The following is a 19,520-nucleotide window of genomic DNA, read 5'->3' on the forward strand; positions in this document are numbered from 1 at the left end:
ACCTCGATTAGATTTGTTGATGGAATGTACGGGAAATAACTTCGTCCTGTTGTTGTTTTGTCAATTTGCTGAAGTGCACTGCGTAACCAGATACACGAACAGTTAATTGAGGGTACAACTCAGGATGTTTTTGAGCGTCTAACAATGTTTCACGAGTGAACACGTTAACGTTCAAATGATGACCGCCTTTTTGGGAGTAGCCATCCAATAACTCTACCAAGTTATCAACTTGTTGTTGGTTGCTCATGGGTATTGCCTCCTTTCAACCAAGACTAACACTCGTATCGGTGCCGGTGAAAGCAGTCCGATACTATGGAAGACGTTAATTATCTTCCTTTATAGTAACATTCGGTTCACTACACGCGAAGTTTGTATTGGAGTTAGGTAATTGCGATGGATCTAACTCAATATCAAAATCGCTGAGGGACACAAATGTTTCACCAGATTTACCTAATGCGTCAGGAATGATAGAGAAGGTATTGGAAATACCATCGGAGCTATCACGCCATGGCATTTTTGCTACGGATGCCAACGAAGAAATAGCACCGTGAGTATCACGACCATGCATTGGGTTAGCACCAGGAGCGAAAGCTTCACCAGCTTTACGACCATCTGGAGTGGAACCTGTTGCAGTACCATATACTACGTTGGAAGTAATTGTTAACAAGCTCATAGTAGGAACGGATTGACGGTATGTAGGATGTTTACGAATCTTGTTCATAAATGTGGAAACAACCTTTGCTGCCAAGCTATCTACACGATCGTCATCGTTACCATATTTAGGGAAGTCCCCTTCGATTTCGAAATCAACAGCGATGCCGTTTTCGTCGCGAATAGGTTTTACCTTAGCATATTTAATAGCGGACAAGGAGTCAGCTACTACGGATAAACCAGCAATACCAGTTGCGAACCAACGAGTTACCTTGCGGTCATGCAATGCCATTTCTAGTTTTTCGTAAGCATATTTATCATGCATGTAGTGAATGATGTTCAATGCGTTTACATATACGCCTGCTAACCATTCCATCATGTCGTCGAATTTTTCCCATACTTCGTCAAATTCTAAGTATTCAGAAGTGATAGGGCGGTATTTAGGACCAATTTGTTTTTTCAATTTTTCATCAACGCCGCCATTAATCGCGTAAAGCAAGCATTTTGCAAGATTGGAACGAGCGCCGAAGAATTGCATTTCTTTACCAATACGCATTGGAGATACGCAACATGCGATAGCGTAGTCATCACCAGAGTTAGGACGCATTAAGTCGTCGTTTTCGTATTGGATGGAAGATGTTTCGATGGATAATTTCGCACAGAAGCGGCGGAAGCCGATAGGCATGCGAGGGGACCACAATACAGTGAGGTTTGGTTCTGGAGCAGGACCAAGGTTAGTCAATGTATGTAGGTAACGGAAGGACATTTTGGAAACCAATGTACGGCCGTCAGTACCCATACCACCGATGGATTCTGTAGTCCAAACAGGATCGCCTGTGAACAAGTTATTGTATTCGTGGATACGTGCGAAGCGAACCATACGTAATTTCATGATGAAATGATCTACGAATTCTTGAATTTGTTCTTCTGTATATGTACCATTGCGAAGGTCACGTTCTGCGTAGATGTCGAGGAATGTAGAGTTACGGCCGATGGACATAGCAGCACCATTTTGCTCTTTAATAGCGCCAAGGTAGCCGAAGTAAATCCATTGCATAGCTTCTTTAACATCTTTAGCTGGTCCAGAAATATCGTAACCATAAGACGCAGCCATTTCTTTCAATTCCTTCAAGGAACGAATTTGTTCTTGGATTTCTTCGCGATCGCGAATTACATCTTCAAGCATATCGCCCATTGTGATGCTAAATTGTTCTTTTTTGTCTTCGATAAGGTAATCAACACCATACAACGCGATACGGCGATAGTCACCGATGATACGGCCACGGCTGTAAGCATCAGGCAAACCAGTTACGATGTGAGCTGTACGAGCGGCACGCATTTCTGGTGTGTACACATCAAATACACCATCGTTATGAGTTTTACGATGTTTTCTGAAGAAGTCTTCTGTTCGGGGATCCATTTTGAAGCCGTATTCTTCAATAGCGGATTTCGCTGTGCGCAAGCCACCATAAGGGAACATAGCGCGTTTTAAAGGTTTGTCAGTTTGTAAACCAACGATTGTTTCAAGGTCTTTGTCGATATATCCTGGCGCATGGGCAGTAATGTGTGTGGCCACGGAAGTATCGGCATCGAGCATGCCGCCTTTTTCACGTTCTTCTTCGTAAAGCTTCATTACTTGGTCCCATAATTTTGTCGTTCTTTCTGTAGGACCAGCAAGGAAGGAATCGTCCCCTTCATAGGGGATATAGTTTCTTTGAATAAAGTCGCGTACGTCAACGGCTTTATCCCACACACCTGTGTTAAAATCTTTCCATGCAGTATGTTGCATTTTGCACCTCCATAAAAGGATATAACTATAGATTTCTATGCCTATAGTGTACAATGTTTGTCTCGATTTCACAAATTTTAAATGATATATATTTTCAATACATGCTATGCAATTTTCGTAAGAATAGTTCTTATTTAAAATCCTACAATAATGGGTTCATCATTTAAAATCCAGTGATTATAACGTTTAAATTGAAAAGTATGGGGATGTACACCTGGATTTTTGATTTTTATATTATCTTTAAATAATGAAAATTTATATCAATAAATAGAAAGTATTAGATATAGTGTGATGTACATTCTTGGAATCCTAGGGCCTTATTATGGTAATATTTAGATAGTATTAATTTAGGAACTATGTAGAAAGGTGGATGCTAATGACAAATCGAATGAAAGCTATCTTAGGAGCATCTGCTACCATTGCCGTATGGGCTACGGCGTTCCCTTTTGGAAAAGTGGCATTGCAATCTGTAGACGCCTTGACCCTATCTGTAGCAAGAGTTGTAGGTGGTGCTATACTCATGCTGATTATTGGTGTATTCAAAGGTTTACACATTCCTACATCTTGGCGTGAGTGGGGCATATATATTTTATTAGGTGCTACGGGGAACTTCGTTTACCAAGTCGTATTTAATGAAGGGCTTCGCACAATACCAGCAGCTACATCGAGTATTATCATGGCATTGACTCCGATGGTAACAGCTCTGATGGCATTGTTTGTTTATAAGGATAGAATACGTCCTATTGGTTGGCTTTTCACCGTAACAGCCTTTGTAGGTGTAGCGGTTATTATTCTTTGGAACTCAACTCTAACGATTCCTATGGGGGCCATATGGACGTTGATAGGGATGGTACTATTTGCAATTTATAACATTCTGAATCGCGGGCTTAGCTTGAAAGGGTATAACTCTATCACCATCGCCATGTGGTCCATGTTTACCGGTGCCATCATGGCATTGCCATTTGCAGATCACGCTATTGATATGATTGTAGCCGCACCTATTAGTGCAAAGCTTGCTATGCTGTACTTAGCATTCTTCTCCAGTGCACTAGGATTCGTATTCTGGAGCTATGCCTTTGAACATGCCGAAAAGGTGTCTGATGTAACTAATTTTATGTATATCTCGCCGATTGTGGCAGCCATAGTAGCGGCCTTTTTATTGGGCGAAATACCAAATATGGGCCTCTATATTGGGGCACCTGTTATTTTAGGATCCCTATATCTATTTAATCGATATAGATAAGTTAATTTTGTTAGAGTTTGAATCATCTAGATCTGATGTAAAAGATATAAAAATAGGGATGTAAACCCTTATAATATAAGCGTTATATAAAAGAGAACCTTAACCCATTGATGGTTAAGGTTCTTTTTTGTTTGACAGTCCTTATAAATTGTAGTAATCTAAGTACATAATTAAAACATACCTTAAAGATATGTTTTAAGGTTAAGATTAATTCCTACCATATTGTAGGGAAAGAGGTGGTACAGTGATTGCTATACGAAATGTAACGAAAGAGTTCGACGTTAATAAGCAAAAGGTTACTGCATTATCTGATGTAAACTTTACCATAGAAAAAGGCGACATATTTGGCATTATTGGCTTCAGTGGAGCTGGTAAATCTACACTGCTGCGCATGATTAATGCCTTAGAGGTACCTACCTCTGGTCATGTTGAAATAGATGGTGTGAATATCAATAGTTTAAGTTTTAACGAGCTTAGAAAAGTGCGTAAGCGCATCGGCATGGTATTTCAACAGTTCAATTTGTTGAATGCTAAGTCTGTATATGATAATGTGGCGATTCCATTAATTCTAAATAAAGTTCCTAAATCAGAGATTGATAAAAAGGTTAAAACCTTGTTAGACTTTGTTGATTTAGGGGACAAAGCAAATGCCTATCCTGGAGAATTATCTGGTGGTCAAAAGCAGCGCGTTGGTATTGCCCGTGCGTTAGCTACAGATCCATCGATTCTTTTATGCGATGAAGCAACAAGTGCTCTTGATCCAGATACGACAGAGTCTATTCTTCAATTATTGGAGCGCGTTAATCGTGAACTTGGGGTAACGGTGGTTATCGTCACTCATGAGATTGATGTAATTCAAAAAATTTGTAATCGCGTTGTGGTTATGGAGCATGGAAAGCTCATAGAGAGTGGCTCCGTACTTGAGGTGTTTAGTAAACCTAAACATGAAACAACAAAGCGATTTGTACGTACTGTAATTCCTGATGAAATTCCATCAACAGTGAAACATACCTTGGCTTGTGATAAACGGCCATATACAATTCTTAAGATGCATTTCTTAGGAAATAATACGACCGATAATGTTTTATATCATATTAACAAAACCTTTGATTTAGAAACAAGTGTGTTATTTGCTACCGTAACAGAGCTAGAACATACAGTACTTGGTATTTTTATTGTTCAGTTTATTGGTGATGATCTTGAGGTGGGCAAGGTAAAAGAATATCTTGTAACCCAAGGCATTGAATGGCAGGAGGTGGCACTATAATGGACTTCTTCATGCAAGAACTTGGTGTTCCAGGTTCGCAGTTATTACTAGCTGCAGAACAAACATTATACATGGTGTTTCTGTCTCTCTTCATCGGCACCATACTAGGGCTGATTATCGCAGTTACACTAGTGGTAACAAATCCTAATGGTATTGTCAAAAACAGCATTGTTTACACCATTACAAACACAATTGTTAATATTGTGCGTTCTGTACCATTTATTATCTTAATGGTGTTTATCTTACCGTTGACTAAGATGATTGTTGGTACTCGGGTTGGTACAACGGCGGCTATCGTACCACTTGTTATATTCATTGCGCCTTATCTTGCTCGACTCTTTGAAAACTCTATTTTAGAGGTTAATAAAGGCATTATCGAGGCTGCACAATCGATGGGTGCATCCCATTTTGAGGTGATTTGGCATTTCCTTTTACCAGAGGCAAAGGGTTCGCTTATCTTATCCATTACAACAGGTACTATTGGCCTTATTGGTGCTACTGCTATGGCTGGTGCCATTGGCGCAGGCGGTGTAGGTGACTTGGCCCTTACCTATGGTTATGAGCGGTTGAACTTCCCATTGATGTTATTTACTGTTGTTATTTTGATTATCTTTGTTCAAATTATTCAAACAATAGGTAACTACTTTGCACGTCGTGCGCGTCGTTCCTGATTTGATGAAATAGATTTTGGTTATATTGATTGTGAAAGTATAGGAGAATGTACTATGAAATTTAAAAAACTCCTTGCCCTTGGTGCGGCATTAGTATTTAGCGTAGCTTTTATCGCAGGCTGCGGTTCCAATAATAGCGATAATGGTGCTAAAAAGGAATTATCCTATAGTAAGTCTCAAGGCCCTTACTCTGAATTATTTGAAAAAGGTGTTAAACCAATTTTGGAAAAACAAGGCTATACCTTTAAAGGTGTAGATATGTCTGACTTGGTACAAGCGGACCAAGTGTTGAGCGATGGTGAAGTAGATTTCAACGTTGAACAACATACAGCATACATGAAAAACTTTAACGAAAAACAAAATGGTCATCTTGTAGCGTTGACTCCAATTCCAACTGTACCAGCGGGTATCTTTAGCGGTTCCAAAACATCTTTAGACCAAGTGGCAGATGGTGATACTATTGCAGTACCAAATGATGCATCTAACATGGCTCGTGCCTATGCGTTGTTGCAAAAAATCGGTTGGATTAAACTTGATCCTAACAAAGATTTAGCGACAGTAACACAAGCAGATATTATTGAAAATCCTAAACATCTTAAATTTACAGAAATGAAATCCCTTACAATTCCTTCTGTACGTACTGATTTTGACTATATTGTTATTACCGGTGCTATCATCTATAATGCAAAAATTGATCCTAAATCTGCATTAGCAAATGAAGATGTATTGCCACAATGGTTGTTACAACTCGTAGTTAATGAGAAGAACAAAGATGCACAATGGGCAAAAGACATTGTAGCTGCTTACCACTCTCAAGAATTCAAAGACTACATGGAAAAAAATAACAACGGCCTATGGTTTGTACCAAAAGGTGAATAGAATATAGAAATATAAAAGACCCCCTAATAAGTTTTTATTTATTAGGGGGTCTTTGTTTGTCGGGAATAATCTGAGCTCATTAGTATCTGCTGCAAGTAGGGTAGTTACCTTTGGTAGACTTCCTTATACGGTCATGCCTGCCGCATAGTTTTCATAGAGTTCTTTATAGTGACCGCCGCGTTCGATTAGTTCGTGATGTGTCCCTTGTTCTACAATGGTACCGTTTTCTACTACGAGTAGGAAGTCCGCATTTTTGATTGTAGACAAGCGATGGGCGATGACGATACTTGTACGTCCCTTGAGGAGGGTATTCATGGCTTTTTGAACCTCTACCTCGGTACGAGTATCTACGTTAGCTGTCGCTTCGTCTAGGATGAGAATAGTTGGATCTGCCAAGAAGGCACGAGCGATAGTAATTAATTGGCGTTGGCCTTGTGATAGGTCATCGCCGCCTCGTTTGAGAACTGTATCATAGCCATCTGGCAAGGTTCGGATAAAGTGATCTGCCATAGCGAGTTTGGCAACATATTCAATCTCTTCACGACTAGCATTTGGTTTGCCGTAGCCAATATTATCGGCGATAGTGCCCGTGAAAATCCAAGCATCTTGTAATACCATGCCTACCGTATTGTGTAAGCTTTCACGAGACACATCGCGAATATCGATACCATCGATGGTGATTCGGCCATTTATAATGTCATAGAAGCGCATGATAAGGTTTACCAAAGTAGATTTACCAGCACCTGTAGGGCCTACGATGGCCACCATGGAGCCGCCAGGAATGTGGATGTTAATATCCTTCATAAATACATTGGACGGCGTATAGCCAAAATCAACATGCTCAAAATCGATTGTGCCTGGATGTGGTGTTGTATCACCTAATGTTTTATTTCCCTTATCGATTTCAGATGGTGTATCAATGACTTCGTAAATACGTCCCAAGGCCGCAGAAGTTTCTTGGAATTTTGTGAGTATATAGGAACTGCGAGATAGAGGGTCCGAAACTTGACCTACATAGAGGAAGAAGGCTTGGATATCACCGATGGAAATAGAACCTCGTAACACCATGAGACCCCCTTGAATTGCAACGAGGCAATAGGTGATTTGATTTAAAAACTTAACGAGTGGTTCTACGAGCTGACTGGTGAAAGCCGCGCTTCTCATACTTTTAAATAGATTATCGTTCAGAATATTTACTTGGTTAGTCGTAGTTTCTTCAAGGCCAAAGGTTTGGATAATCGGTTTTCCTACTACAATTTCCTCTATGCCACTGTTGAAAGCTCCTAAGGCACTTTGGTTTTTGAGATAGACCCGACGAGCCCGTTTAGAGAGCCATGTTAAACATAGGATACCAATACAAATAATGGCGATGATAGAGATGCCTAGCATAGGGCTAATCCAAATCATCATCGCCGTGGCACCTATAATGCCGATAATGGCAGATACAAGACCTGGTACGCCTTCACCTATAGTTTCTGCAACTGCATCTAAGTCAGAGGTGAGACGGCTTAGTAAATCCCCACGTTGGTGATCGTGAAAGTACTCAATAGGTAATGAATATAAATGAGTGCTCATGCGTGTGCGCAAAGCGAGCACTGTTTTTGAGCCAATAGAGGCCATCATGTATTCGCCAAAGTAGGTGAATAAGGCGTGGCCCCCATAAATGGCAATAATCCAGAGAATAATAGTATCAATGGAGGCGAATATTGTATTAATGTCTTGGTCTGTTTGCAAGCCACTAACAATAGCATCTACAACCTTGCCAAGTAATACTGGTGCGGATACCTCAAACATAGCGGCCGTAATAAGCGCTAAGATGAGTAGTGCTAGCCAACCCCATTGGCTTTTAGATTCCATCAGGAAACGGTGTAATGGGCTCATGCTGTCACCTCCTGAGATGCTAAAATTTGTTTATATACTGTAGAGGTTGCTGCTAATTCGTCGTGAGTGCCATACCCTGCAATTTGACCACGGTTGATGATTAATATATGGTCTGCTTTTTTAGCAGCACTTACTTTTTGCTCTACGGAAATGAGGGCAGGGCGGTTATCCTTTTGTAACTCCTCGTGCAATGCTGTGCGAACTGCACGTTCTGTGGTGCCGTCCAGAGCGGAGAAGCTATCGTCGAATATAAATAAATCTGGTTTGCGCACAAGAGCTCTAGCCATGGCTAGGCGTTGGCGCTGGCCTCCAGATAGATTAGTACCCCCTTGAGCAACCATATATTGGTAGCCACCTTCAAGGCGATTGATAAATTCGTCTGCTTTAGAGAGGTGACACGCATTTTCTACATCTTGAGCGGTAATTTCCTGTTTTGGTGCTGCACCATATCGCACATTCATGTCTACCGTGCCAGTGAATAAGTAAGCTCGCTGTGGCACATAGCCGATGCGGGCACGCAAGTCATCCACATTCCATTCATAGATGGATTTGCCTTCAAATAGAATGTCTCCAGACTCAATGGAGAAGAGGCGAGGGATGAGATTGGTAATGGTACTTTTACCAGATCCAATATCGCCCATAATGGCTAAGGTTTCGCCATGATGTACGGTAAAGGAGATATTCTCTAGCGCAGGAGACTCCGCATTATCGTAACGGAACGTAACGTTGCGGAACTCTAAAAGTGGTATATCATCAGTTGCAGTTGGATTTTCCATAGTATTTTTGTTCTCCTCTTGGCAAGTGTCATGCCTTGCAGATGGAGAAGTTGAAGTGGTAATACTGTCATTATATGGTTCAGGGAATGTATCTGTGTTTTCATGTTCTAACAACTCTCGAATACGGGTGTAGCATACGATGGCTTCTGGAATGTCGATGATGACGAAAATGGCCATGAGCATGCTTAAGAGAATCAGGTTAGCGTACTCGATAACGGCAATGATGTCACCTACTTGTAGAGAACCTAGACTGACGTTATAGCCACCGACCCAAAGAATGGCAACGGTACTCATATTAAATAGAATTAATATGGTCGGTAAACCGATGGCAAAGGTTTGGCGCAACCGCTTATTGAGTTGGGCCGTTTCTGTAAAAATACTAATTTCTTTTTCGTTTTCATAGGTTCTTCTGTTGAAAGCTCGAATCACTGGCATACCAACGATATGATCTCGAACTAGATCTGTAATATCATCTAATTTGAGTTGCATCGCCTTAATCAGTGGTAAGGCACGGCTTTCAATAAAGATAATAGTAAGTATCATACAAGCCATAACGGCAAGAATGACGAGGCCGAGTTGCCAGCTTTTATAGAAGGTGAGCCCGAGGCCGACACAAATCATGAGGGGCATAGGGAGAATCATATTTAATCCTTCACCGAGAACGGATTGAATTTTCTCTACATCTCGGCTTGTGCGCATCAATATGGTGCCAGTACCGAAGTGTGTGAAGTCTCGAAGGGAGAAGTATTGTAAGGCTTTTACCAAATCATTGCGCAGTTCCTTGCCCATAGAGGCAGAAATGTGAGCACTCATAGCAACACCTAAGATTGCGGATAATACTGTTAATAGTGCCACAACAAGCATGTTTATGCTAGAGCTAGTGATCATTTCTAAATCGCCACGGAGTACGCCATCATTGATGATAAAGGCCGTTAGCGTTGGTATATATAATGTACCTGCCACAGTGAGTAACGAAAGGATCGATACGATGATGGTAGGAAACCATAATGGTTTTATGTAATGTATAAATGGTTTCATTTAAATCCTTTTAGTAAATTGCATTAAATTAATAATTTTCGATATTTATATTATATTGCATAAAATTAAAAACGACTAGTTTAATAAAACCTATTATAAAAAGTTTAGTATCTATTAATAACTGTTATGTTTTATGTTATGTACTGATATTAAAAATTTTGATATACTAGACAAGCATTTTTTTTGCAATTTTTGTTTTGAAGTAGTAAGGAGAGTTTCTAATGAAGTTGAATTGGAAATTATTCGCACCGCTTGTAGTAGCTATTCTTGTATGGCTCATCGGTGCTCCTGAAGGCCTTAGCGCAAATTCTTGGATTTACGTAAGTATTTTCGCGGGCCTCGTGGTAGGTTTGATTTTAGAACCAATGCCACCAGCTTTTATCGGTATCATTGCAGTTACCGTATCTATGTTGTTTAAAGTAGGTCCTGCACCTGTTGTAGATAAAGCAACTGGTGTAGCAAAGGCGATTACTGATGCACAAGCTATCAGTTGGGGCCTCAGTGGTTTCTCTAATGCCATCGTATGGTTGATCTTTGCAGCTTTCATGATCGGTATTGGTTATGAAAACTCTGGTCTTGGCCGTCGTATTGCCTTGTTCTTGGTAGCAAAGCTTGGTAAGTCCTCTTTAGGTCTTGGTTATGCCATTGCTATTACTGACCTTGTGTTGGCTCCATTCATTCCAAGTAATGCGGCTCGTTCCGGTGGTACGATTTATCCAATCGTATCTAGTATTTGCCCAATGTTCGATTCCTATCCAGATAAGAACCCTCGTAAAATTGGTTCTTATTTGAACTGGGTAGCATTGGCAACTACATGTGTATCTAGCTCTATTTTCTTGACTGGCGCAGCGCCAAACCCATTGGCTCTAGAATTGTCTGCTAAATCTGGTATCGTAGCTGCTAACTGGGGCACATGGTTCCTTGCATTCTTGCCAGTAGGTCTTATTTTGTTCATCATCACACCATTATTGACCTATGTATTCTGCAAACCAGAGGTAAAAGGTTCCCCTGAAATTGCAGCATGGGCAAAGGATGAGTATAAGAAATTAGGCTCCATGACACGCAGTGAAATCTTCATGGCCTTGATTTCCGTGTTGGCTCTTGTGTTGTGGATTGGTGCTTCTACCTTTAAAGTAAACCCTACAACAACAGCTTTAATTGTTATTATCTTGATGATTTTTACTAAGATTATGACATGGCAAGACTTCCTTGCTAACAAACCGGCATGGAATGTTTTGACTTGGTTCGCTACACTCGTACCTATGGCTGCGGGTCTTAAAAACGTAGGTTTCTTAGAATGGCTTGCTAAATCTGCAGGTGGCTCTCTAGTTTCTTTGGATCCAACAATGGCTGTTCTAGGTTTGTTACTTGCATTCTGCTTGCTTCGTTACTTCTTTGCTTCTGGCACTGCTTATGTAACAGCTATGGTAGGCTTGTTTGCTACTCTAATTCTTCAAATTCCTGGTATTGATCCAGCTCAAGTTATGTTGATTCTGTTAGTGCCAATGGGTATTATGGGTATCCTTACACCATATGGTACTGGTCACAGCCCAATCTGGTTTGCTAGTGGCTACAACAAAGGTCCTGAATTCTGGAAATTGGGCGCAATCTTTGGGATTATCTACCTCACAGTATTCATTGTGGTAGGCATTCCATGGATTGAGTTCGTAATGCCACTTTTAGGATAAAGTGCTCCGCCGCATTGTATCTCCTTGCGCTCCATCCTGACGCAAGTCGCTTAGAAGATACAATGCGGCTTCTTTTTATCCTGAAATGGCAATACTCACTTCGAGGAGCAAGTCGCTGGACAGACATATGGCGGCTTTTTCTATCATAAAATGGCAAAACTCCACAAAACTCGACAAATCTAAAAAAATAAATATAATAGTAGAGTGATAGTGAATTTCTTGTCTAGTTTCTGATGGAGGTGTTTGTTATGTCTGCTTCAGAGCGTGTGGTACAGTCGATTTTGTATGAGGTTGGTTGTATTTTAATTGGTTGTTTGGTGATGTTGTTTGTTCCGCATGATGGACAGCCTTTTGTATTGATGGTTATTTTTTCCTTGCTAGCTATGGTTTGGAATTTTGTGTTTAACTGGATATTTGATAAACTAGTACCAGGTGATCGATTAGAGCGGGGGCCTGTAATCCGTACTATTCATGCGGTATTGTTTGAAGGTCTATTTATGTTTGCTACTGTACCGATTATTATGTACATGATGCATATGAGTTTTTGGATGGCTTTTGTGACAGATATAACGATGACATTGGTTATCTTAGGTTATACTTATGTTTATAATTGGGTATATGATCGGGCACGTCTATATTTTGTAGAGGCTTAGTTTTACTATATGAGGTAAGTACCTCTTAAAAATCTATATTGTATAGTAGGAGGTTCTTATGTCTACCAAATCTATTACGGGCACAGGCCTATTGTTGGCTGTAGCCTTATTGGCGCAAAGCTTGCGCCTTATTTTCCCATTTATTCCTAACCAGGTGAGTATGTTCCTCATCGGTTCCATCACGTCTGCTACGTTTGTACTAGCCACATGGCGCTATGGTTGGAAAAATGGTCTCGTTATTGCTTGGATTGCGCCTGTAGTAGCGCATTTACAAGGTATGTTGCCGTTGCCACCGTTTATTTTAATTACCGCTCTTGGCACGACTGCTTATGTATTTGTGGCCCATTGGTTACAACATAAACCGAAGGTATTGCTTATTGTTGTGGCGGCTTTAGTGAAAGCAGGTGTTCTATTCGGCGGATATTCTTTGTTCTTCTCTCTATTCCAATTTCCACCGAAGATTGTAAATACTATGTTGTTTGTGTCTAGTTGGCCGCAACTAGTGACGTCTTCTTTGGGCATTATCTTGGCATTGCTTATTACAAAACGTACAAAAAATTAGGCTAACTTAACCTAGAGTTATGGCAAGCCATTCAAAATAGATATGACTTTTCAGGGGCACTCATGGCGTATGAGTGCCCATTTTTGTTGACCTTAATCATTGTCTACTTTTATAATTAATATATTGTATACAAATATGAGGAGTTGAATGGAATGAAATTTAATACAAAATGCGTTCATGGCAGCGGTAAACCAGATAGCACTGGTGCAATTTCCCCTGCAATTTATATGTCTAGTACATTTTCCCATCCAAAGTTGGGTGATACAACAGGATATCAATATACACGTGAGTCTAATCCAACACGGGATCGTTTGGAACAATTGATTGCAGGTCTTGAAGATGGTAAGGATGCATTGGCATTCTCTTCCGGCATGGCCGCAGTGGACGCTGTATTCCATCTATTCTCCCCTGGGGATCACATCATTTTAGGTGATGATTTGTACGGTGGTTCTATCCGTATGTTCACAAATATTTACGAACAAAACGGCATTGAGTTCACCTATGTTGGTACATCCGATCTTGATGCGGTGAAAGCAGCTTTCAAACCAAATACAAAGGCTGTTTATATTGAAACTCCAACAAATCCGATGATGGAGATTACTGATATTCGTGCTTTGTGTGCCTTAGCTCATGACCGCAATGCACTAGTCATTATCGACAATACATTCTTAAGCCCTTACTTCCAAAAACCATTGAACTTAGGTGCCGATATTGTCGTTCATAGCGGTACTAAATTCATCGGTGGTCATCATGACGTTATTTCTGGTTTCACCATTGTAAATGATGATGAATTGGCTGCTAAATTGCGCTTAACTTATAAAACTGTTGGTGCTTGCTTATCCGCTATGGATAGCTGGCTCGTTATCCGCGGTGTAAAAACATTGGCACTTCGCATGGAACAACACCAAAAGAATGCCATTGCCCTTGCTGAATGGCTTAAAAAACAACCTAAAGTTACAAAAGTATTGTTCCCAGGCCTTCCTGAACATCCAGGCTATGAAATCAATAAAGCCCAAACTACAGGCTTTGGCGGTATGTTGTCTTTCGAAGTAGATAGCGAAGAAACAGCTAAACAAATCTTAGAAGGTATTAAGCTTATCCAATTTGCTGAAAGTCTTGGTGGTACTGAGTCTTTATTGACATATCCTGTAACGCAAACTCATCCGGACTTAAAACCGGAAGATGCAGAACGTAAAGGTATTACACGTCGTTTATTGCGCTTATCTGTAGGTATTGAAGATACAGACGACTTGATTGCAGACTTGGAACAAGCTTTCAATAAATAAAGGAGTTCCTATGGGACAATATAATTTTGATCAAATTTTAGATAGAACGCACACAAAATCCTTGAAATACGATTTTGCTGTGAAGCGCGGTAAACCAGCTGATGTGTTGCCATTCTGGGTGGCAGACATGGATTTTGAGGTGCCACCTGAGTTGAAGCAAATCTTATTAGACCGCGTGAACCATGGCGTATTCGGTTATACAGAATCCGATGATGAATACTTTGAAGTATTACAAAACTGGTTCACTACGCGCTTTAACTGGACACCAGAACAAAAATGGCTCGTTAAAACACCTGGTATCGTCTTTGCCTTGGCTATGGCGGTTCGCGCTTTCACTAATGAAGGGGAGGGCGTGCTCATCAATCAACCGGTATACTATCCATTTAGCATGGTTATCGATGATAACGATCGCCGCCTTATCAATGTGCCATTAATCAAAGGGGAAGAAAAATATACCATCGATTTTGAGGGCATTGAACGCGCTATCGTGGAGGAAAATGTAACATTATTCCTCTTGTGCAACCCGCATAATCCTGTAGGCCGCGTGTGGACTGAGGACGAGTTAAAACGTCTTGGAGACATTTGTATTAAACATAACGTACTCATCGTGAGCGACGAAATTCACGCTGACTTTGTTTGGAAAGGTCATACGCACAAGGTTTTTGCTGATCTTGGTGAAAGCTATGCAGAACATTGTATCGTATGTACAGCGCCTAGTAAGACTTTCAACATCGCTGGCTTACAAGTAAGCAATATTTTCATTCCTAATGATTCCTTACGTCGTCGTTTTATCAAAGAAATAGACCGAGCTGGTTATAGTCAATTAAATACAATGGGCATCGTTGGTTGCGAAGGGGCCTATAAAGTGGGGGCACCTTGGCTCGACGAGTTGAAAGAATATATTCAAGACAACATTCAGTTTACCATTGATTATGTGGCAAAATATATGCCAAAAATTCACGTATATCGTCCGGAAGGGACATATCTCATGTGGCTAGATTGTTCTAAGTTGCCATTGAGCCCTAAGGAACGCGATGAATGGATTATCAATGAAGCTAAGTTGTGGCTAGATACGGGCTCTATGTTCGGTGTCGATGGGGAAGACTTTGAGCGCATCAATGTAGCATGTCCTCGTAAAACATTAGAAGAAGGCCTTGAAGCTTGGCGTCGTGCCTACGAGGCTAGAGGCTTTTAATAATATTGGGTAGAGTGTTTAGATTAGGTTATCAAATTGTTTAGTGTGTAGAGGTGATAGTATGCCTATTAAAGTAATAAAAAATTTACCGGCCATTACGAAATTAGCTCAAGAGAACATTTTCGTTATGGATACAGAACGGGCGGAGACTCAACAAATCCGACCTTTGCAAATATTGCTAGTCAATTTGATGCCTACTAAAGAAGTTACAGAAACTCAAATCTTGCGTGCTCTTAGTAATAGCCCATTGCAAGTGAACTTAACATTGTTGCATACTGCATCTCGTAAGGCTAAAAATACAGATGAGCAATATTTAGATACCTTCTACCGCACCTTTGATGAGGTGAAGGATGAGTTTTTTGATGGCATGATCATTACAGGCGCTCCTGTAGAATTAATGCCTTTTGAAGAAGTTGATTACTGGGATGAGTTAGTAGAAATTATGAATTGGGGCGAAGAGCATGTATACTCTACGTTCTATATCTGTTGGGGTGCACAGGCTGGTTTGTACCATCATTTTGGCATTAATAAATCCGTTATGGATGAAAAGCTGTTTGGTGTATACGAACACGATATTTACAATGATCGCCCGGTGCTCTTGCGTGGCTTTGATGAAAAGTTCTGGATGCCACACTCCCGTCATACCACAGTTTCCTTACAACAAATTAAGGAAAACCGAGAATTAGAATTGTTGGCAGGATCTGAACCAACAGGGGCAGCTATCGTTCGTAGCTTAGACAATAAACACATCTTTGTATTTGGTCACGCTGAATACGATTGGGATACACTCAACCGTGAATACGTACGTGATATTAAAAAAGGCTTGGATATTGCGGTTCCTGAAAATTATTTCCCTGATGATGATCCAAAACAACGACCTGTTGTACGTTGGCGTTCTGTAAGTACATTGTTGTTTACAAACTGGTTAAACTACTATGTATACCAAGAAACACCATACATCATTGAACAAATCCAAAAAATGAAATTTGAACGTGATAAAAATTTAGGTGCTTATATCTAAATTATGATTAGTAGAAATACCCCTAATTACTTTTAATGGTCTCTATTGTGAGATGGTTTTAGAGAAGTAATTAGGGGCTTTTTTGTGTGTGAGCTATATATAGGTGTAATTGGCATCTTTCGGATGGGTATTTTATGAGTAAATACATGTTTGCTATAGCTTCAAGTTATGGCTAACTGTATAAATTAATAGTAGACATAATTTTTAAAACATAGTAGTATACTAGGTATAAAGAACGAACTCAATTCACAGTTAATATAAAGGAGTTGTTATAATGAGCAAACAATACAGATTTGAAACATTACAATTACATGCGGGTCACACAGTAGATCCAACAGGTTCTCGTGCAGTACCTATTTACCAAACTACATCTTTCGTATTTAAAGATGCTGAAGAAGCAGCAGGTCGTTTTGCATTAACTAATCCTGGTGGTATTTACTCCCGCCTTGGCAATCCTACTACAGATGTATTGGATGCTCGTGTTGCACAACTTGAAGGTGGTGCAGGTGGTATCGCTGTAGCATCTGGTTCCGCAGCGATTACATACTCCATCTTGAACGTGGCAAGCGCTGGCGATAACATCGTTGCTGCATCCACATTATACGGTGGTACTTATAACTTGTTTACAGCAACATTACCACGTTTAGGAATCGAAACTAAATTCGTAAACCCTGATAATTTGGACGAATTTGAAGCGGCTATCGATGACAATACTAAAGCTGTTTACATCGAATCCATCGGTAACCCTGGTATTAACCTTATCGACGTACAAGCAGTAGCTGATATTGCACATAAACACAATATCATCTTGATCGTAGATAACACATTTGCATCTCCATACTTGTTCCGTCCATTAGAACATGGTGCTGACGTAGTTGTACACTCTGCTACTAAATACCTAGGTGGTCACGGTACAACATTGGCTGGCGTAGTAGTAGAATCTGGTAAATTCGACTATAAAGGTTCTGGTAAATACCCTGGTTTCTCCGAAGGTGACGAACACTACAATGGCTTAGTATATGGTGATTTGCCAATCCCATTCACTGTAAAAATTCGTGCTCAATTGCTTCGTGATACTGGCGCATGCATTACTCCACTTGCAGCATGGCAAATCTTGCAAGGCGTTGAAACATTGTCCTTGCGCGTAGAACGTCACGTAGAAAATGCTCGTAAAGTAGTAGATTTCTTGAGCAAACACCCTAAAGTAGCATGGGTAAGCTACCCAGAATTAGAAGACAGCAAATACAAAGCTTTAGCAGATAAATACTTCCCTAAAGGTGTTGGTGCTGTATTCACATTCGGCGTAAAAGGTGGTAAAGAAGCAGGTATTAAACTTGTTGACTCTTTGGAAATCTTCTCCAACCTTGCTAACGTAGCAGATGCTAAATCTCTTGTTATTCATCCTGCATCTACAACACATGCACAACTTAACGAAGAACAACAAAAATCTGCTGGCGTAACACCAGATATGATCCGTGTATCCATCGGCCTTGAAAATATTGATGACATCATCGAAGACTTGGCACAAGCTTTGGATAAAGCATAATTTTCGTACTTCCATTATGGAAATACTATAGATCAAACTTTCAGAACATACAAATGACATTCTTGAGCATGACCTCGCTTAAGAAATAGAACACAAACTATCAGACCTATAAAACTTATACAAAAGACCTCCCTTCGTGGGAGGTCTTTTGGTGTTGAAGAATGTATCCTAGTTAATTGTAAATTAGATTGTTGGGTTATGGTAGACATCTATAAATATATAGTAATATCTAGAGGATAGAAGATAGAGGATAGGGAATAGAAAAAAGACCTTGGATTCAACGATCCAAGGTCTTTTTAAGGGAGTATAGTGTGTGTAACGTTCGGTCTGTGGTGTGTGAGCACAGACCCTTTACCTATTGTGTGAGATAGGGTTTTGAGAGAGCCCTTTGTGAGTCATAGGGGGCTCTCTAAGTTTGTGTGTTAGTTTGTGTTAGAGAGTGTATCCAATGGATACTGTGTGTATAGTATGTGTGTTATATGTGTAGTGTGTCATCTAAGTGGGTTAGGATAGGGTTCACTTGATGAATTAAAATCTTAGTATTTTGTGCTTTTTACTTTAGCGCTTAACACTTTACCGTTCATGCCGTCAACTTTTACTTCAGCTTTTTTGCCGCCGCCAGTTGTCATATCGAATTCGTATACAGCACGACCGTTTTCACGTTCAACAGTCCATTCTACAGTTTGGAAGTCAGAACCAACTTTTTCCATAGCTTTAGTTTCAGCTACTTCAGGGATGATGATGTTTTGAACGTTAATAGTTTTGTTAGCTTTAGCATAGCCTTTTACTTCTTTACCAACAATTTGGCCAGTTGCTTCATCAACTTTAAGTTCTACTGCACGGTTGTTGTAGTAACCTTCTACTTCATAGTAAGGGTTGTGTTTAGCATCGTAAGAAATAGATTTTACAGTAGCGCCAGGGAAGTTTTGTTGGAATACTGTAACAGCGCCCATGTAATCAACAGAATAGTTAGCTTGAGCGGATGGAGCTACGCTACCAACGCCTTTCCAGTTGCTATTGTTGTTGTATGCATGGTTGCTAGCTGCGCCAACTACACCTGCTAATAGTACTGTACTAACGCCAAATGCACATAATACCTTTGATACTTTTTTAACATTTTTCATAATGAATGCCTCCTAATATAAGGTACTTTTATATACTGTTTTGTGAAAGTAGATTTTACTCAATCTACTTACGTATAATTTAATGTTGTTACATGAATATAAGATGAAATTCAAAGATTTTTGTATGAAGATGAGTATATCTTTTAGTTATTATAAATGATTAGTAATAACTATAATGTATAGTCAAAAAAATAAAATACTTGAAATTGCCGTATATATAGTATTAGACTACATAGTTAACTAAAAGTCA

16 protein-coding genes are annotated in these 19,520 nt (G+C 40.0%); 11 read left to right on the top strand and 5 right to left on the bottom strand.

The window, feature by feature from the left end; genetic code table 11:
• Positions 1 to 7: 7 nt before the first annotated feature.
• Together grcA3 and pflB are read right to left on the bottom strand one after the other, a co-directional pair.
• Positions 8 to 247, bottom strand: coding sequence for an autonomous glycyl radical cofactor GrcA3 (grcA3, locus tag ACSV5T_RS05470; RefSeq protein WP_024066082.1), 240 nt, complete (start codon positions 245 to 247; stop codon positions 8 to 10).
• Between the two features lie 75 nt (positions 248 to 322).
• A complete protein-coding gene (gene pflB, locus ACSV5T_RS05475; RefSeq protein WP_438320476.1) occupies positions 323 to 2,440 on the bottom strand; it encodes a formate C-acetyltransferase in 2,118 nt (705 codons plus the stop codon).
• A 376-nt stretch (positions 2,441 to 2,816) separates the two neighbouring features.
• Between pflB and ACSV5T_RS05480 the strand changes: the two genes are divergently transcribed.
• The 4 genes from ACSV5T_RS05480 to ACSV5T_RS05495 all read left to right on the top strand — a co-directional run bounded on the left by ACSV5T_RS05480 (position 2,817) and on the right by ACSV5T_RS05495 (position 6,500).
• Positions 2,817 to 3,683 carry a DMT family transporter gene (locus ACSV5T_RS05480; RefSeq protein WP_039969551.1) on the top strand — a complete coding sequence of 289 codons (867 nt, stop codon included), beginning with the start codon at positions 2,817 to 2,819 and terminating at the stop codon, positions 3,681 to 3,683.
• A 244-nt stretch (positions 3,684 to 3,927) separates the two neighbouring features.
• Entirely contained in the window at positions 3,928 to 4,950 is a 1,023-nt protein-coding gene (locus tag ACSV5T_RS05485) for a methionine ABC transporter ATP-binding protein (RefSeq protein WP_227721180.1), read from the top strand.
• On the top strand, positions 4,950 to 5,621 hold the full coding sequence (locus ACSV5T_RS05490; protein WP_105090110.1) for a methionine ABC transporter permease: 672 nt from the start codon (positions 4,950 to 4,952) through the stop codon (positions 5,619 to 5,621). Before ACSV5T_RS05485 ends, ACSV5T_RS05490 begins: the two co-directional genes overlap by 1 nt.
• A gap of 54 nt (positions 5,622 to 5,675) precedes the next feature.
• Positions 5,676 to 6,500: a MetQ/NlpA family ABC transporter substrate-binding protein gene (locus tag ACSV5T_RS05495; protein ID WP_024066451.1), complete on the top strand. Its 825-nt coding sequence runs from the start codon at positions 5,676 to 5,678 to the stop codon at positions 6,498 to 6,500.
• A 123-nt stretch (positions 6,501 to 6,623) separates the two neighbouring features.
• Here the strand turns inward: ACSV5T_RS05495 and ACSV5T_RS05500 are convergent, their stop codons facing one another.
• Positions 6,624 to 8,381, bottom strand: coding sequence for an ABC transporter ATP-binding protein (locus ACSV5T_RS05500; RefSeq protein WP_438320477.1), 1,758 nt, complete (start codon positions 8,379 to 8,381; stop codon positions 6,624 to 6,626).
• Entirely contained in the window at positions 8,378 to 10,195 is a 1,818-nt protein-coding gene (locus tag ACSV5T_RS05505; protein ID WP_438320478.1) for an ABC transporter ATP-binding protein, read from the bottom strand. Before ACSV5T_RS05505 ends, ACSV5T_RS05500 begins: the two co-directional genes overlap by 4 nt.
• Positions 10,196 to 10,416: 221 nt before the next feature.
• On the opposite strand from ACSV5T_RS05505, the gene ACSV5T_RS05510 reads away from it, so the two are divergent.
• The 7 genes from ACSV5T_RS05510 (at position 10,417) to ACSV5T_RS05540 (ending at position 18,146) form a co-directional block, all read left to right on the top strand.
• On the top strand, positions 10,417 to 11,883 hold the full coding sequence (locus ACSV5T_RS05510) for a DASS family sodium-coupled anion symporter (protein ID WP_438320479.1): 1,467 nt from the start codon (positions 10,417 to 10,419) through the stop codon (positions 11,881 to 11,883).
• 248 nt (positions 11,884 to 12,131) lie between these two features.
• Entirely contained in the window at positions 12,132 to 12,536 is a 405-nt protein-coding gene (locus ACSV5T_RS05515; RefSeq protein WP_039969553.1) for a PACE efflux transporter, read from the top strand.
• A 58-nt stretch (positions 12,537 to 12,594) separates the two neighbouring features.
• On the top strand, positions 12,595 to 13,098 hold the full coding sequence (locus ACSV5T_RS05520) for an ECF transporter S component (protein ID WP_119209098.1): 504 nt from the start codon (positions 12,595 to 12,597) through the stop codon (positions 13,096 to 13,098).
• A gap of 152 nt (positions 13,099 to 13,250) precedes the next feature.
• On the top strand, positions 13,251 to 14,384 hold the full coding sequence (locus ACSV5T_RS05525) for a trans-sulfuration enzyme family protein (protein ID WP_303931558.1): 1,134 nt from the start codon (positions 13,251 to 13,253) through the stop codon (positions 14,382 to 14,384).
• Between the two features lie 10 nt (positions 14,385 to 14,394).
• On the top strand, positions 14,395 to 15,579 hold the full coding sequence (locus ACSV5T_RS05530; protein WP_438320480.1) for a MalY/PatB family protein: 1,185 nt from the start codon (positions 14,395 to 14,397) through the stop codon (positions 15,577 to 15,579).
• A 61-nt stretch (positions 15,580 to 15,640) separates the two neighbouring features.
• Entirely contained in the window at positions 15,641 to 16,600 is a 960-nt protein-coding gene (gene metA, locus ACSV5T_RS05535) for a homoserine O-acetyltransferase MetA (protein ID WP_119206953.1), read from the top strand.
• Between the two features lie 274 nt (positions 16,601 to 16,874).
• On the top strand, positions 16,875 to 18,146 hold the full coding sequence (locus ACSV5T_RS05540; RefSeq protein ID WP_119209094.1) for an O-acetylhomoserine aminocarboxypropyltransferase/cysteine synthase family protein: 1,272 nt from the start codon (positions 16,875 to 16,877) through the stop codon (positions 18,144 to 18,146).
• A 536-nt stretch (positions 18,147 to 18,682) separates the two neighbouring features.
• Here the strand turns inward: ACSV5T_RS05540 and ACSV5T_RS05545 are convergent.
• Positions 18,683 to 19,270, bottom strand: a complete 588-nt coding sequence (locus ACSV5T_RS05545) for a PepSY domain-containing protein (protein ID WP_295825320.1) — start codon at positions 19,268 to 19,270, stop codon at positions 18,683 to 18,685.
• Positions 19,271 to 19,520 lie beyond the last annotated feature (250 nt).

Source organism: Veillonella sp. ZSJB6 (assembly GCF_051549505.1).
GTDB lineage: Bacteria > Bacillota > Negativicutes > Veillonellales > Veillonellaceae > Veillonella.

Coding starts and splice junctions, on each gene's coding strand:
- ACSV5T_RS05525 (WP_303931558.1), top strand. CDS start 13,251: ATGAAATTTAATACAAAATGCGTTCATGGCAGCGGTAAACCAGATAGC.
- pflB (WP_438320476.1), bottom strand. CDS start 2,440: ATGCAACATACTGCATGGAAAGATTTTAACACAGGTGTGTGGGATAAA.
- ACSV5T_RS05505 (WP_438320478.1), bottom strand. CDS start 10,195: ATGAAACCATTTATACATTACATAAAACCATTATGGTTTCCTACCATC.
- ACSV5T_RS05510 (WP_438320479.1), top strand. CDS start 10,417: ATGAAGTTGAATTGGAAATTATTCGCACCGCTTGTAGTAGCTATTCTT.
- ACSV5T_RS05540 (WP_119209094.1), top strand. CDS start 16,875: ATGAGCAAACAATACAGATTTGAAACATTACAATTACATGCGGGTCAC.
- metA (WP_119206953.1), top strand. CDS start 15,641: ATGCCTATTAAAGTAATAAAAAATTTACCGGCCATTACGAAATTAGCT.
- ACSV5T_RS05490 (WP_105090110.1), top strand. CDS start 4,950: ATGGACTTCTTCATGCAAGAACTTGGTGTTCCAGGTTCGCAGTTATTA.
- ACSV5T_RS05515 (WP_039969553.1), top strand. CDS start 12,132: ATGTCTGCTTCAGAGCGTGTGGTACAGTCGATTTTGTATGAGGTTGGT.
- ACSV5T_RS05520 (WP_119209098.1), top strand. CDS start 12,595: ATGTCTACCAAATCTATTACGGGCACAGGCCTATTGTTGGCTGTAGCC.
- ACSV5T_RS05500 (WP_438320477.1), bottom strand. CDS start 8,381: ATGAGCCCATTACACCGTTTCCTGATGGAATCTAAAAGCCAATGGGGT.
- ACSV5T_RS05545 (WP_295825320.1), bottom strand. CDS start 19,270: ATGAAAAATGTTAAAAAAGTATCAAAGGTATTATGTGCATTTGGCGTT.
- ACSV5T_RS05530 (WP_438320480.1), top strand. CDS start 14,395: ATGGGACAATATAATTTTGATCAAATTTTAGATAGAACGCACACAAAA.
- ACSV5T_RS05495 (WP_024066451.1), top strand. CDS start 5,676: ATGAAATTTAAAAAACTCCTTGCCCTTGGTGCGGCATTAGTATTTAGC.
- grcA3 (WP_024066082.1), bottom strand. CDS start 247: ATGAGCAACCAACAACAAGTTGATAACTTGGTAGAGTTATTGGATGGC.
- ACSV5T_RS05480 (WP_039969551.1), top strand. CDS start 2,817: ATGACAAATCGAATGAAAGCTATCTTAGGAGCATCTGCTACCATTGCC.